The organism is Flammeovirga sp. SubArs3, assembly GCF_947387565.1.
GTDB lineage: Bacteria > Bacteroidota > Bacteroidia > Cytophagales > Flammeovirgaceae > Flammeovirga > Flammeovirga agarivorans.
This window is the reverse complement of the sequence record NZ_CANDOA010000005.1, coordinates 668,848-685,459: the sequence shown is the minus strand read 5'-3', so window position 1 is coordinate 685,459 and position 16,612 is coordinate 668,848. Positions and strand designations below refer to the sequence as shown.

The following is a 16,612-nucleotide window of genomic DNA, read 5'->3' as shown; positions in this document are numbered from 1 at the left end:
TTGCTAAATTAAGTTTGTAATGCTAAAGTTTAGTTTTGATTGATGTAAAGGGTAAGCAGTAGGGTAGAGTTGTTTTACTTTTGTAAGTTTATCTACCACAGAGAACTTAGGATCAGCAATAAATCTACCAATAAATCCTAGGTATTTGCATTTTCCTTCTACTACCTTCTCCATATATAAAACCCTATTAATTACCTCTTGTATAAATACTTGTTCATGATAAGGTTCTTTGTCTATTAATGATGAATAGGTATCACATGCGAACAAAATCGTTGAATTATGTGCTCGATACCATGTGATTGCACTGGGTGCATTAAAATAGTCTATCCATTTTTGTACTGGAATTAAATTTGAAGTATCCGTTTGTCCATTTTCATAATAATATGAAGCCAAAGTAGAGAGATAGATGTACTTTAAATTGGTGTTGTACCACCAATGATTATTATACTTTTTGTCAAGTACTCCTCTTTTAATTTCCCACTCTAAAAAGTCGATTTCAGATTTACCAAAACCGTAATCTGACTTCTTAGAAAAACCATATTTAATATAAAAGTCTTTTCTAGCTTTTAATCGTCGTTCAGGATGGTCTTTAATAGTGTCAATAAGTCGTGATACTTTAAATTCAATAGTAGCATAGTTTGCGTCAAAAAAATTACTTGTCATTGTTAAGAAAGCTTGAGAACAGATTAGATAATTAGTATAATATTACTAATATTTTTCGTAAAAAGCGTTTCGTTAATATTAATTCTTACAATTTGATCGTCTGAACCTACAAATTTGATGATTTAAAGAGTAATTAATAACTCAAAGAATAGGCTGTCATTTATTATTTATATTACAAATTAAAAAAACAAAAAAGCAGCAAGAGTAAACTTGCTGCTATAGAAGTATAAATAGAGGTAAGTGAGTTTATTTTTTTACAATTTTCTTTGAAATAATACCACTTTCCGTTTCAATATTTATGATATAAACACCCACTTTAAGTGTGGATATATCTATCTCTTTTTGCTTTGTGGTCAATACAACCTGTCCTGATAGGGAAATAATATCACTTTTAATATTCCCTTCTATACCTCTTAGATGAATAATACTATCACTTGGAATAGGGCATATATTCAATTGATCGATTTTTTGTTCTAATCCTAAAGGTTGATCATTTTCATTACTCATATTGAACGTAGATCGTTGAACGGGTACTGATAATTCATAAGTTTTAAGAATCATAGTTGAGATATGCCCACCGTCATCATCAAAAGATACAGTGATTGTGTTATTTTCAGATAGATGGTCATATTCTACTGGAACTTCTATAACACCAAAGAAGCGGTCACGATTTTCTTGATGATTACCTTTCCAATTGTTGGGTACCTGAATTTGTTTGCCATTTACCTTTACTTTTGGAGTAAGCGATTTCCCTAGATCTCTACCTAAACCAATTCTTAATATTGCCTCTCCATTTTTATCAATGTGTACCTTATTGATCTGAAAAGAGACTTCTTTATTTGCAGTGATCGGCTGTAAATAAGTATCAGCATAGAATAATTGCTCCTTCTTCATCTCGTCGATAGTAACATCATCGGTAAATGTGTATTCTAATATCATCGTACCTTCAGAACCAATGGTTACTTCTGATACATGTTCTGTGTAGTAAGTAGTATCTAATTGCGTGATAAGGTTGTTTTCATAAGCATGTTTTACCATTAAGTCGCTTATTGGGTAGGCTGTAATATTACTGATATTGAGCTGAATATCTTTCACTTCTTGGTCTAAGTTACTTAGTATCAAGTACAGCTTATTTCCATCTATATAGGCATCAGAAAGTAGATCGAAGTCAGTAGGTTTTGTGTCTATTCTTGTCCCCTTAACATTCGCCCATAATTCAAAAAACTTCAATAGATCAGTATAAACATAACCAGAATGAGGATCTTCTCCTTCAACTTCTCCAATCTCTCTCATAAGGCGAGGTCCGTAGGTATTGTATTCATCTTCAGCTTTATTGTGTGCCCATGAAGCTTTGGTTAAAACAAAAGGAATAGCATTGATGATTTGGTCCTGACGTTCCATTAGTTGAATCATCATAGAAGAGAAAGAACGGACATTGTACCAATCTCTTTCTGCATAATAAGGTCCATCACAACTTGGGCAAAACCATCCGTATTCAGAAATAGACCAAGGTTTTACCTCACCTAATTGGAGCATACTATAATGATTGATCATATCCATGATGGCCTCGATATTGCTTCCTTTTCGTTGCTTTTCTAGCATGTCAGTCTGGTCTCCAACAAAATCATATAAGTGAAAAGAGAAAAAATCCATTTCTTCACCAGCAACATCAATAAATAGTTTCCAGTTTTTCTCCCAATGCCCAAAATCATGGTCTTCATAGGCGGGATGGGCTGCAGTATAGCCACCAACTAAAACATCTGGATGGTCTTTTTTGATTCTTTTGGCTACTACATTATGCATTTTCGCAATATCTTCATGGGAAGTATTGTATTGATAGGCTTTTACAAAAGGCTCATTTAAGACCTCTACCAATCTTGGTTTCTGTTTACCAGTAGTGCCCCCTTCTCCAAAATAGTGCGTGAGGTAATTACTAAAAAATTCAGCAACAGCATCATTACCATCATAAGCCCATGGTGATGCATCACTACAGCAAGAACTAGGGCTGGTAAGTTGACCATTGGGATACATTGGCCACATTTGCCCTCCCTCCATCATGTAAATTTCTCTATTTTCTAATGCATGTGCACTGGTTTTAGAGGCATAATTACTTTTTGCTTGTTGTCCTTTCTCTTGCATATGAGAAATATCCGGCCAACCCGGTTTGTTTGGATCTTCTCTCACCTGATTAAACTCCCAAACGATAGACCCATTGTTTCTACCGAGGTATATATCATAATCATTCAAAAAGGAGTCACGTTGTTCATCACTATCCCATTCATTTCCAACAATATTTTCATGGAATACCATAAACTTGGATCTGTCAAACTCTGCACTGTTGCCAACAACATGTTTCATATTGAGGTTAACATCAAGTGTATCTTGCCCAAATAATGTAATACAAGATAGAGTTAGAATAATAGTGGTTATAGGCTTGTAGTTCATTATCAAATAAGTTTTTATTGATTAATTCATTTCATACTATCAAGCCAAATTTACAATTGCCTCTATCCAAGCTTTAAGATAAATTGTTGAAATATAGGGGGTAAAGTCAATGTTCAGTTAATAATGAGTGGAAAAATTTTGTGATGTAGAGGTGGTTAATTTCGATTCAATATTGATAATGATAAAGGGTTAATTTTTACTGACCACCCAATCCTCAGTCTCCTTAAGTAACTTTACAGCGACCTTATAGTGAGCATTTTTATCTATTGCAGTAAGTTTTAAAGATGCTTGTGATGTTTCCTCAATCAGTTGACCATTCTTATACCATCTGTATTTTACTCCAATTTTATTGGTCGATAGTTTTTTCTTTTTAATGATCATCTTTGGTGATTCCTCTTTTAGGACGCTTCCAATCTTTTGAGCAATAATTAGCGCCCCTTCTTTATCGGGGTGTACGCCATCAGGAAATAACTTTTGTTTATTCTGAGTTGCTTCATGAATATCAATCAGGTTGATCCCCATTTCTTCTGAGACCTCATTTATAATTGGAATAATTCCTTTTTCAATATTTGTGTTACTTACATCAAAATTATGATTGTAGGCAAAAGCAGGAGTGGCTAAATAAATTGTAGGTGAAGTAGATAGTGTATCAAATGAGTTATAAAACTCAATGAGGTCTCGTTTCAAGTGCTCTTTTCTTTTATCCCAAATAAAAGGTTTAGAGTCATTAGTTCCCAACATTATCATTACAACATTTGGGAGAAAAGGTTGATGGGAATAGTTGAATTCTGAGGTTTTCCAATAAGAATCATTGATGTCTTTTGACATTGTTTTTCCTGGATTACCAAAGTTGTAGGTTATATATTCCTCTCCTAAAATCTTTTGCAATTGAGAAGGGTAGCAAACTTCTGCTCTTTCACTTCCCAAACCATGACCGTATGTAATACTATTGCCTACACAAGCTACTTTTATCTTATCTTTTGGAAAATCGCTATTGCAAAGACCAAATGGTACAGTCGGTAATATTTTTTCTTGATCTACTGTTACAGACCTGAAGCCACCGTTAGCACAAGGACCAAAAGCAAACTCCCCGCCTTCCCATAGGGGACCATTGAAGAATTTATACTCATAAGTTTGTCCTTCGTCTAAGTCTAATGTTATTTCATAAATATTGTTAGTGGTCTTCGATAAAGGGTTTTGATCAAATTTCCACCCGTTGATTTCCCCTGAAATATAGATACCTTTTGGGTGCACCTCAATTCCTTCTAGATCGACCCTAAAAGTAATATTTGTGGCATTGGAACAAATTGAGATCAGAAGTAGGGATAAAAAAATTACGCTTTTCAAGAGGTTTGTATTTATATAGGTTTTCTATTCAACCCAAAAGTAAAACGTTAAGGTTGTATACACAATGATGTTTAACAATGTTATATCCTAATCGAAAAGCAATTTTTGAAATATAAAAAAAGACTTTATCGCTAAAATAAAGTCTTTCTGAATGTGTTAACTATTACATTGATCTAATAAGTCACAGGCGATTACTTCACCTAGAGGACTTAGTTTAATATAAATTTCTTGATGATCATTTATTGAGTTTTCTACAATACCCTTACGTTCTAATTCTTGGGTAATGTTCAATAAATCATACGATGTAGCAGACAAACCAAATGATTTGGTCATTTCTTGTAATGATACATCTTTCATAATCATAGTTCCTTGAATGATCTTATTGGTTAGGTTGTTGTCGTTCATAATAATTCATTTAGTTTTTATTATTGATTATATCTAACGACGGTTCCTACTTACCTTTCAACTATGAATTGCTTTTTTATTGGCGAAAAGTGATTGTTATTTTATTAATCTTTAGTTGTTACAAGTAGTTACAGAAAAATTTCTTCATGAATTGGGGAGAAAAATATTGTTTTTCTAAATGGACTACTGAACAATACTCTTTTGCGTATATCAAGTAAAAATCTATGTAAAAAGACTGTTTTTAGTATGAAAATGAGAATGTATACAGTTTTTGTCTAGTTATTTTTTTGTCAAATACTTCAAAACTTTCTATTCGCGAAAACTCAAATAAAGTATTAAAAAATTCTTATACAGTTTTTGTCTAGTCACTAAAATTGATATCTCGATTTTGTTGCTTCAAATTAGTGATGTAGATATTACACTTGTGGTTTAGCACTATTGTAGTGTAAGCGAAACCCCAAATACCACAAGTGTTTATTTACACTCTTGTAAACAAAAAAGAGCCTACCATAAAGACGGGAATCTTAAGCATGGCAGACTCTATTAGAAATTAATGTTCAACTTCTAATCCTCAAATATGTATGATTAAATAGAAAAAACTGCTATTAAGAGGGAAGAAAATTAACCTTCCCACCAACTTCTGAAAACTACGGCTATGAACTCACTCAGAAGCAACGCGTTATGAAAGTACTAAATTATTAATTTTTGAGCTCACCTCTTAGAGTACTTTCACTTTTTAAATGTAATGAATTAATGAAATGAACTATTACAACTTACGTAGTAGGCTGCTCGGCTTACTATTAATGACTTCTTGTGCCCTGACGACATATGCACAAGATGTAAATGTAGATGTTAACCTTAACATCAAGCACTCCGTAAATGGGGTGTCTGAATTTGAAAGGGAAAAATATATGACACTTCATGGAACCTCCTTTGAAACTGATTGGGATGGTGAAGAAGATAAGCTCGACTACCTTTTAAATACACTCGATACCTACTTTGGTAGAGATACGGGTTCCGCAACATGGAAATTTAATGCAACAGAAGAAGACCCCAACCGACCAAATCGTCCAAGTTTAGAACACATGGATGAGTTGGGAACATGGTTAAAAGGGGAGTACAGTAAGGATTACCTTTCTCATCAGTATGAGGCAAGAAGTCGAGATATGATTGGAGGAACAAATCCTCACCCAACATACCCAACGTTAAGTTGGAATGGTGATGGTGAAACTTGGACGGGGTGGCAACCTATGGATGTAGATGTATCTGCAGAATGGGTAGTGAATTACCTTGACGGCTTCTTTCGTAAATCTGATGGTGCTCCAGGAGAACCCCTTCCACATTATTGGGAGGTGATTAATGAGCCAGATATGCCGATGATGACAGGCCATATGACTTGTACTTCTCAAGAAAAGATATGGGAGTACCATAATCTTGTTGCATTGGGAGTACGAGAACGTTTTGGTGCAAATAATCCCAATCGTCCTAAAATTGGCGGGATGACTTGGGGACTTCATGATTTCCACTTACCTGATGGTATTTCTCGTTATGATGAAGATTATTTAGACCAATGGTTAGATGGTGATGGCTATATCACTTATCACAACATGATGGATTCTGAAGCGAACAACTATAGAACAAACCCTTGGTATCAATGGGATATTATGTGGCAGGGTTTTATGGATACCTGTGGAGATAATATGGACTTTTATTCCATTCATATTTATGATTGGCCAGGATGGAATCTCAATGCAAATGATGCTCCAGCAGCTACTCGTTCAGGTGGTCATACAGAAGCTATGTTGGATATCATCGAATGGTATGATTTATATAAAAACGGTGAAAGAAAAGAATTGATCGTTTCTGAATTTGGAGCGGTAAATGGGCTTTATAATGAGAACAATAGACCAGGTGTTTATGATCAACAAAGAATGGATTGGGAGAACATCAAACCATTCAATGCTATGTTTATGCAATTCCTTGAGCGTCCGGATTATATCACTAAATCAATGCCTTTTACACCAATTAAGGCGATTTGGGGTGATATTCCTGATCAAGACCTACGTTATCCGTATGCTATGATGCGCGATGAAAACGGAGATGGTGAATGGGAATGGTCAGAATATATCAAGTTTTTCCAATTATGGAGTAATGTAAAAGGTACTCGAATTGATACAAAATCATCGAATAGAGACCTTCAGGTAGATGCTTATGTAGAAGGTAATAAAACCTACCTAATCATCAATAACTTAGAAGATGATACAAAGACAGTAGACTTATCCTTCTACGATGATTATGAAAATCCTGTAGAAAGTGTGTTGATCAAAAACCTTTACTTAGATATGAATCAAGGTACATACGGTAAACCTGCTTTAGATGAGTTTACGGTAAATTCTGCACCTGGATCTGTGCAACTGAGTAATAATGCAACGATGATTTTAGAGTATACATTTGCCAATGCCGTAACTGTAGATCAAAGCTCTGAAGAAACGAAGTTTATGGGTGAAAAGATTGGGTCTGGCTACCATGAGTTTGGTAGTGAACTTATTCATGCAACAAGTCAGAATCTTTCTACATCAGTCAACAATGTTGTGGTGCCAAATGGTGAGTATGAAGCAACATTGAGAATATCAGGAGCATTTTTTAAAGCACATTTATCTTCTGTTGAAGTAAAGCTGAATGGGGTAGTTCTTGAGCATAATAGCAATTGGAGAGGTTCATTAGAAGATTTACGAAACCAATGGTTAGGTGTTCTTGAGGTGGATATTCCTCCAGGAGTACTTCAAGCATCAAATACTATTGAATGTAAGACCAATGCTCCAACTGATTGGGCTACAACTCAAATTCAAGTTTGGGACTTTAGTAAAGCTCCGGGGCGTTCTGGAGAAAATGGAGTTGCTTTAACAGGCTTATCTATTGAAGGAACACAAGAGTTAATGGCAGGAAAAGAAGTAGGGTTAACAGCAAACCTAGAGCCAGCTAACGCGACAAACAAGCAACTAGTGTGGTCTTCAAGCGCACCATCAATCATTACAGTAGATGAATTTGGTGTGATTAAAGCTATGACGAACTCAGGAAATGCAACGATTACAGCTGCAAATATAGATGGAACAATTGTGGCTACGCATACAGTTGCCGCTATTCCATATGCAGATACTCCTGTTAACAATATTACTATTGATGAAGGGGCAACTACAAACGTTCAGTTTTATGTTACTTCTCCATTAACGTTAACGATCTCACCAGAGGATGCAACAAATCAAGAAGTAGTTTGGTCAAGTTCTAATGATGAAATTGTTTCTGTTGATCCAAAAACAGGAAGAGTTACTGGTAAAGCCATTGGTGAATCTGCAATTGTTACAGCTACCATCAACGATAATGGAAATATAATCACAGCATCTACAACTGTTACTGTTGGTATTGTTGGAGAAGAAAAGGTGTATTGTGATGCGATGATCACAGAAGTTACCGGAAATACGGATTACACTTTTGACGTATTCGTCAATTTGTTAGGTGAAAGAGAGGTAAAGGTAGAATTATTACAAGGGAACACTGTCTTGGGAACGGGATCAACTGCTGCAACAGTGGCTGGAAAAGATGTAGTCTCTGTGGATGTTTCACTGAATACTGTACCAACTATTGGTAATTATACTCTAAGAGTAACGGCGTTAAGTAATGGCAACCAAGTAATAGACCAATGCTCTTCTAACTTGAGTATTTTAGATAGAATTCGCCCTGAATCAATTGCACTTACAGATTGGTTGAGGGAAGTAGAAATAGGAGAAACGGTACCAGTAACAGCAAATGTATTACCGGAAAATGCATATAATAAATCTATCAATTGGACATCTTCGAATTCATCAGTAGCAACCGTAAATAATGAAGGTATTGTAACAGGTGTTAGTCTTGGAACGACTACAATAAGGGCAACAACACAGGATGGAGGTCTAGTTGCTCAAACTACAATTGAAGTAAAGTCTCAGGTGGTGGTACAGCCTACGGTGATTATTATACCATCGGATGTTACAGTTTTTCCAAATGGATCATTATCAGTATCTCCGGTTTTCGAGCCAGAATGGACAACAGAAAAGAGCATTACTTGGGCTTCAAGTAATACAGCTCTGGCTACAGTAGATGGAAATGGTAATATTTCTGCTGGAGGAACAACAGGCACTTTGACTTTAACTGCTACATCAACATCTAACCCTTCTGTACAAGGTGTAAGTAATGTAACTGTAGGTACGACATTGATTATTCAAGCGGAATCGTTCTCAGGAATGGGAGGACCAGTTGGAGAAATTGCCATATATGATATACCAACAGGTGGCCAGGGTATTAATAATGTTCAGTCTGGTGATTATGTTGAATTTGATGTATTTATTCCACAAGGTGGAGAATATAGTGTATCTTTCTTAGCAGGAACTGCTGTAGAGGATGGTGTGATTGAGATGTTTGTGGACGGTAATAGTGTGGGCAGTAAACAAGTTCCAATGAACGATTGGGATGCCTTTGCTAATGTTCCCTTAGGTCAAAATGTAAATCTAAGTCAAGGTCAAGTAAAAATTGGTCTCGTTGGCTCGGGTACTTCTCAATGGCAATGGAATTTAGATAAATTCGAGTTGTCTTTCCAAGGAGAAATTACTTGTGACCCATTGACTGGAGTGACAATCTCATCAACAGAAACGTCGATTCCATTAGGACAGTCTACCACGTTCTCAGCGTCTTTAATACCACAATCAGCTTGTACAACAAATATCTCTTGGACGTCTAGCAATACTAATATTGCTACTGTTAATCAGAGTGGTACTGTAACAGGAGTTGGAACAGGAACAGCAACAATTACAGCAACCACTCAAAACGGTGGATTCACAGCGACTAAAGATATAATTGTAGAAAATGCTCCAAATGTTCCAGTAACTGGTGTAAGTATTAGTCCAGCATCATTAATACTTAATGTTGGAGAAGATCAACTATTAACGGCAACAGTTGCTCCTGCTAATGCAACCAATAAGACAGTAGTGTGGAGTTCTTCTAACCAATCTGTTGCCACAGTAGATGCCAGTGGTCGAGTGATTGCTATTTCAGAGGGATCATCAGTGATTTCAGCAACCACTGTAGATGGAACGTTTGTAGCCTCATCTGATATCACAGTCAACGAAGTAACAGTTACACCTCCACCTTCTGGAACAATTGTGATTGAAGCAGAGGACTTTGAAACTACAGGTGGTACTTTCAATGATGGTAATGTTCCATTTGGAGTAAATAGAGTGGCAGGTATTGGTATCAATTGGGTTAATGCTGGCGACTGGGCAGAATATACTGTGAATGCAGTAGGTACATTCGAAGTGGAGTACATGATTTCTACTCCAATGGAAAACGCGACAGTTCAAATTCAATTAGATGGAAATGTAGTTGGTAACGATAATGTTGTAAACAACGGACAATGGGATGATTATATCTCTCTAAAATCAGTACATCAATTGACATTAAATGGAGAGCATCAATTGAGAGTAGCCGGTGTGGGAAGTAACGATTGGCAGTTCAATTTAGATAAAGTGATTCTAACACCAATTGAAACCACTGTGATTCCTGTAACAGGAGTATCACTAAATGCTACAAGCATCAGTTTAATAGAAGGAGAAACACATCAACTTGTGGCAAGTATTGCTCCTTCCAATGCATCAGAACAGTCGGTGTCTTGGTCTACTTCTAATACTAATGCAGTGGCTGTTAATAATGGAACCGTCACAGCTATTGCAGAAGGTAGTGCTGTAGTTACAGTTACTACTACTGATGGTAGTTATACAGCAACAGCAAATGTAAGTGTATCAAAACCAAGTACAGGACCAGCATCTTTAGTAATTGAAGCAGAAGACTTTACTTCAACTGGAGGTACATACAATGATGGTTTTGTGCCACTAGGTGTTAATCAAGTGGCAGGTTTAGGTATTAATTGGGTAAATACTGGCGATTGGTCAGAGTATACAATTGATGTTCCTTCTGCTGGAAATTATGATATCGAGTATATGATTTCAACACCAATGAGTGGAGATGTAGCTATTCAAGTACTTGTTGACGGTAGTGTAGTGACTACGGATGCAGTACCTAACAATGGACAGTGGGATGACTATCAGTCATTGGTTGCATCTTCTCAGGCTGCATTAACTACGGGTGCTCATACGGTTCGCATCGTCGCATCAGGAAGTGATGCATGGCAATGGAATTTAGATAAAGTGACATTCTCAACTGGTTCTTCAGCTAGAACACTTTCAGAAGAACAATTGACAGCCTCTACTTTAGATATTTATCCAAACCCTGCAAATCAGGTCGTAAATGTTAAAGGTTTACCTAATGGATCGTATCAAATTGCCTTGTATAATATGAATGGACAAATCGTTCATCATTCTGCAATCGATTATAGATATGTACATCAATTGGATGTAAGTACACTAACAACTGGCGTGTATTTATTGAGAATTGTTGGAGAAGGTATTGACCGCAAAGTAAGAATTGCTGTAAGCAAATAATTTAATCATGGAGGTGTCTATTACACAATAGGCACCTCTTCTTCAATAGCACAGATTTCTGTGAATAATACTATCAAATCTTAACTTTTAATCTTATTGAAATGAAAAAACTACTGATTTTGGCAGTAGCCTTATTACTTTCTCTAACAACATTCTCTCAGGATTGGAGCAGTATTCCTGTTCCTGCTGATGCGGGGAGTGGTAAAGAATGGGAATTACAAGAAAATGTTTCAGACGATTTCAACTACACTTTTAATCCTGTAAATTCAAAGTCTAATTTTGGTAATGGCAAGTGGTATAATTTTTATCACAATACATGGGACGGGCCAGGTACTACTTATTGGAAGTATCAAAATGTTAGTGTACAAAATGGCCGATTATTGATCAATGCATCAAGATGGGATCAAGGCAATCAATCTAACCCTTGGAATGGAAATAGTGCAAAAATGGGGTTACCAAACAATGGTGTTAACTCTGGTTGTGTGACTTCCAACAGTAGAGTTCAATATCCAGTATATGTTGAATCATCGATTAGTGTTGCCAATATCGGTTTGGCTTCATGTTTCTGGTTATTGAGCCCTGATGATACTCAAGAAATTGATATTATTGAAAACTATGGTGGGGTAAATGGTTTCAAACATCTAACGCATATTAGTCACCACTCGTTTATTAGAAGCCCTTTCCACGATTACCAACCAAGAGATTGGAACAGTTGGTGGCCAGACAGCCGAGTAAGCACTTCTTACGGATGGGGTGATTGGGCTTGGAATAATGGAAACAGAAGATACCTACGATTGGGGGTATATTGGAAAACGCCCAATCACTTTGAATACTATATCGATGGTGAGCTAGTGAGAGTAATGTATCATAATGCAATCGCTACATTAATGAATGGTACATGGGAGTATACTTACTACAAAGAAAAAAATCCTGCAAATACTACAGATGCCTGGGGCAATAATGTTGGAGGAATGCCAACAAATGGATCAAATGGATATTCTGAAGTAATTACTTATGCTACGGGTTCATCGTTCTCGTTTACGACATTACAGTCAGCAAGTAATGCTTCTAATGGTATTAATGTGATTGATCCGGGAGAGTACCAAGGAGGAACAGGTTTTACAAAAGAGATGGACATTATTATCAATGTTGAGTCTCAATCATGGTTAGTATCAAGAGGCGAGACGCCAAGTGATTCAGATCTAGCTGATCCATCAAAAAACCAAATGGAAATTGATTGGGTGAGAGTATATAAACCAGTTAACTCATCAGGAGGAAGCGATATCAATGTGATTGGAGTGAACTTATCTCCATCAACATTAAACCTATCTACAGGAGAAACAGGAAACTTAACAGGACAGGTGGTTCCTGCAAATGCGACAGATCAGACGATGGTATTTACTTCAAATAATGAATCAGTGGCCACTGTTACCCAATCGGGTGTAGTAACTGCAGTTAGCGAAGGAAATGCAACAATAACAGCTACAACTACAGACGGCGGATATACTGCAACTTCTATTATAGTTGTTTCTGATGATGCTCCTGTAGTTGGCCAACCTTTAGTGATCGAAGCTGAAAACTTTACTACAACAGGTGGTACATTCAATGATGGTTTTGTACCTTATGGAGTAAGTACATCGGGTGTTGGAATTAATTATGTAAACAGTGGAGATTGGACAGAATATACTGTAAATGCTTCAGGCACATTCGATATTGATTACTCGATTTCCACACCAATAACTAACGGTACAAACATAGAGTTGTTAGTAGACGGTGTTTCAAAAGCCAATGATGCAGTGCCAAATAATGGCGGATGGGATAGTTATTCAAATCTATCTTCTTCATCACAAGTGACTTTAAGCGGTGTTCATACCATAAGAATTATTGCCAACGGAAATAACGATTGGCAATGGAACTTAGATAAAATTACTTTAACTCCTGTGTCATCTAATGTTTCAGTAACAGGTGTATCATTAGACCAGAATAATGTGAGTTTACAAGTATCTGAAACTGCACAATTAACTGCAGTTGTGACTCCTTTAAATGCAACAAATCAGACCATAACTTGGTCGAGTAGTAATACGAATGTGGCTTCTGTAAATAATGGGTTTATTAGTGCCAATGGAGCAGGGACGGCTAATATCAGTGTGACAACTGCTGATGGTAATCATTCTGCTACAGCAGTAATTACTGTGACGAACCAACCTGTAACAGGAGTTGCTTCATTTACCATCGAGGCAGAAAATTTTACTACAACTGGCGGTACATTTAATGATGGTCAAGTTCCTTACGGTATGAACATTATGGCAGGTGTTGGTGTGAATTGGGTTAACTCTGGAGACTGGGCTCAATATAGTGTAAATGTACCTGAAAATGGTGTTTACTCTATTGAATATTTGGTTTCTACACCAATGAATGGCGGTACACAAATTCAATTGGTTGTGGATGGAACGGTAGCTTCTACAGACGCAGTACCAAATAACGGACTGTGGGATGATTACCAGTCTTTATCGGCAGGGAATACAGTGAGTCTTTCTGCAGGAGTACACACTTTTAGAGTAAATGCGTTAGGATCTAATGATTGGCAATGGAACTTGGATAAAATTAACTTCTCAACAGGAAGCAATATGAGAGAAATGGCTGAAAATACCTTGTCTTTAGCTCCAGAAGTATACGCTTATCCTAATCCAACAACACGCATTGTTAAGGTAAATGGATTAGCCAATCAAGATTATGAAGTGTTAGTATACAATCTGAATGGTCAGCAAGTTCATGCTTCTACCATTGCCTATAGATATAAACATCAATTGGATCTTTCAGCTTTACCCAATGGGATCTACTTTATTAGTATTGTAGATCATCAGACAATAAGAAAAGTTAGAATAGCATTAATGAGATAATTTGCTGCTACATCTTTAACTACTATTCTTAATGAATAGAAAACAAATGTGATAAAAAAAGAAGCTGAAAATTTCGGCTTCTTTTTTCTTTTAAATGATGAAATTACTTATTCTGAAATGTTATTCTTAGTAAGTTCTTTTAATATCACACTGCTAATATGTCCTCCTTCATCTGGGAACGTTATTTCAACAGTATTACTTTCTAATAAATATTCTTTTGGTACGTCAACTTCAATAGAAGTAAACAATTGAGGTCTTAAATGTTGTGATAGCCCCATTAATTGTTGAGGTACTTGCACTTCTTTACCATTCACACTTACAGTGGGAAACACTTTTTGACCATGAGGTCTGCTATAGCCAATTCTTATTTTAGCGGAAGATAAATTTGTGGTATTCAGTTTATCAAAAGTATAAGTTGTAGCTTTTGAAGCTTGAATTTCTTGGAGTATAAGATCTGAATAATGTTTAGTTTCTTTGATGTTGACTAAAGAGGTGATTTCTTCTTTGAGGGTATATGTAATAATTGCTGTCCCTTCACTATCTAATTGGTATGTATCACCCAACTGCGCATTGACAAGAACAGGCTGATGATCTTTCAAAGTCAATTGTTTACCCTCTACTTTTAGAAGGCTTTCCTTTGGAAGGTCCAATAGGTTTAGAGACACATTTTTAGGTGCTCTTGTGAGATTACTTAGTGCTACATAAATGTGATTACCGTCTTTATAGGCATCCACCAATAATGTAGGGTCTTGAGAAGTAATATTAATTTTGGATCCTTTCACCTCAGACCATAACTCATAGAACTTTATTTGCTCTGTGAATACCCACTTCTTGCTTTTTCCTTCTAATTCAAACTCTTGTCTTAATAAACGCCAAGGGTAAGGATTTTCCTTTCTTCCCCATTCGGCTTTACCAATCATAAAAGGAATAGCTTTAACTATATGATCAGGTCGCTGCATAAACTGCATCATCATTGGGCTCATTGATTTCATGTAATCCCAATCACGCTCGGCATACCAAGGTTTACCTTCTGTAGCATGGTCTCTTCCACCATATTCCGAAATAAGAATTGGAATGACTCTGCCGTATTTTTTCATACTATACGATTCCATCAAATCTAGCGTAGCTTCAATTCTTCCACCAGTAAAATTGATGGGACCATCAAAGGTTGTAGGGTCATTATCTCCAAGGTGATGATGGTTAAAATCGTAAAGGTGAATAGAGACAAAATCCATATATTCCCCAGACATGTCATAGAAGAGCTTCATTCTACTGTTCCATTGTTCAAAGTCGGCATCATCGAAAAATGGAAAAGCGGCAGTATATCCACCTATTTTTACTTCTGTATTATGCTTTTTGAAAGCCTGAGATGCTTTGTTATGAAATTCGAAAATTTCTTTTGGTTCTTTTCGTTCAGAAAGGTCCGCAACACCATCGATGAGTTCCCAAAGAGGTTCATTAATAACTTCAACGTATTCAGGACGAATTGGCCCGTCTGAAATTGGAGCGCCTTTGTCTCTGTAGAATTCGTTAATAAATTGTCCCATAAAATCACCAATTGCTTCTGGGCCACTGATTGTCCAACCTTTTTCGGGGTGGTTAATATTAGTAGAATGACCTGTCCAGAAGAATTGTACTTGTCCACCTACCATTTCAAAATTATGAGACTCATACTGATGTGTATGCTTCCATTTTTTTGCATATTCTACTTCCCTAAACCGTTTACCTGCTGTTTCCATGAAGTTTGGATCTACAAAACCTGTTTGTTTAGGGTTTTCTTTTGAACGATGGATAACACCTCCCATAATTCCATTATTACGCCCTAAATAAACATCCAAATCATTGATGACATAATCCATGAGTTTTTCACTACCTATAAAGTCATGTTCCATTTGGGTAGCATGTAAAACGATGTATTTACTCCTATCGAACTCTTGAATAGAGCCAATAGAATATCGTTGTTGTGGATAAATATTTACGGTAGAAGTTTGTGCTATTACAGATTGATAGAAGCATATACATCCTATAAATAATGTAAAAAAAGGTTTTAAAGCATTCATTAATGATTTTGAAATTTAATTTGAAAGAATAGATTCCTTCGTAGTGTTAAGTAAGCGATACCCAAGCAGTAATAAATGTACTTTATAATCGAATGTCATCACATCAGTTTGTAACCTTGTCGAGGTAGAATCTATCTCCTATGGCCTTAAAAGGGCCATTGTTCAGTTTTTTTCTAGTTTCATCTTTCTTAAAAATCACCCGAACAAATTGATGAAAGGGATTTCTCTGAGTAAATCAATACCTAATTGTTGTTGTCATGATACA

Annotated in this window: 7 protein-coding genes; 2 read left to right on the top strand and 5 right to left on the bottom strand. The window is 36.2% G+C overall.

Annotated features, from left to right (window positions below):
• Positions 1-3: 3 nt before the first annotated feature.
• The 4 genes from QL232_RS17060 to QL232_RS17045 all read right to left on the bottom strand — a co-directional run bounded on the left by QL232_RS17060 (position 4) and on the right by QL232_RS17045 (position 4,860).
• Positions 4-663 carry a hypothetical protein gene (locus QL232_RS17060; RefSeq protein WP_281615058.1) on the bottom strand — a complete coding sequence of 220 codons (660 nt, stop codon included), beginning with the start codon at positions 661-663 and terminating at the stop codon, positions 4-6.
• A gap of 246 nt (positions 664-909) precedes the next feature.
• Complete coding sequence (locus QL232_RS17055) at positions 910-3,108, bottom strand: T9SS type A sorting domain-containing protein (RefSeq protein WP_281615057.1); 2,199 nt, start codon at positions 3,106-3,108, stop codon at positions 910-912.
• A 189-nt stretch (positions 3,109-3,297) separates the two neighbouring features.
• On the bottom strand, positions 3,298-4,455 hold the full coding sequence (locus QL232_RS17050) for a GDSL-type esterase/lipase family protein (protein ID WP_281615056.1): 1,158 nt from the start codon (positions 4,453-4,455) through the stop codon (positions 3,298-3,300).
• 156 nt (positions 4,456-4,611) lie between these two features.
• On the bottom strand, positions 4,612-4,860 hold the full coding sequence (locus QL232_RS17045) for a hypothetical protein (RefSeq protein WP_281615055.1): 249 nt from the start codon (positions 4,858-4,860) through the stop codon (positions 4,612-4,614).
• A gap of 803 nt (positions 4,861-5,663) precedes the next feature.
• Here QL232_RS17045 and QL232_RS17040 point away from each other — a divergent pair.
• Both QL232_RS17040 and QL232_RS17035 read left to right on the top strand, forming a co-directional pair.
• On the top strand, positions 5,664-11,387 hold the full coding sequence (locus tag QL232_RS17040) for an Ig-like domain-containing protein (RefSeq protein ID WP_281615054.1): 5,724 nt from the start codon (positions 5,664-5,666) through the stop codon (positions 11,385-11,387).
• A 101-nt stretch (positions 11,388-11,488) separates the two neighbouring features.
• Positions 11,489-14,287: a carbohydrate-binding protein gene (locus QL232_RS17035; protein WP_281615053.1), complete on the top strand. Its 2,799-nt coding sequence runs from the start codon at positions 11,489-11,491 to the stop codon at positions 14,285-14,287.
• Between the two features lie 107 nt (positions 14,288-14,394).
• Here the strand turns inward: QL232_RS17035 and QL232_RS17030 are convergent, their stop codons facing one another.
• On the bottom strand, positions 14,395-16,347 hold the full coding sequence (locus QL232_RS17030; RefSeq protein WP_281615052.1) for a hypothetical protein: 1,953 nt from the start codon (positions 16,345-16,347) through the stop codon (positions 14,395-14,397).
• Positions 16,348-16,612: the final 265 nt, after the last annotated feature.

Excerpts from the sequence above, each read along its gene's own strand:
- QL232_RS17060 (WP_281615058.1), bottom strand. The coding sequence starts at position 663 with ATGACAAGTAATTTTTTTGACGCAAACTATGCTACTATTGAATTTAAA.
- QL232_RS17055 (WP_281615057.1), bottom strand. The coding sequence starts at position 3,108 with ATGAACTACAAGCCTATAACCACTATTATTCTAACTCTATCTTGTATT.
- QL232_RS17045 (WP_281615055.1), bottom strand. The coding sequence starts at position 4,860 with ATGAACGACAACAACCTAACCAATAAGATCATTCAAGGAACTATGATT.
- QL232_RS17040 (WP_281615054.1), top strand. The coding sequence starts at position 5,664 with ATGACTTCTTGTGCCCTGACGACATATGCACAAGATGTAAATGTAGAT.
- QL232_RS17035 (WP_281615053.1), top strand. The coding sequence starts at position 11,489 with ATGAAAAAACTACTGATTTTGGCAGTAGCCTTATTACTTTCTCTAACA.
- QL232_RS17030 (WP_281615052.1), bottom strand. The coding sequence starts at position 16,347 with ATGAATGCTTTAAAACCTTTTTTTACATTATTTATAGGATGTATATGC.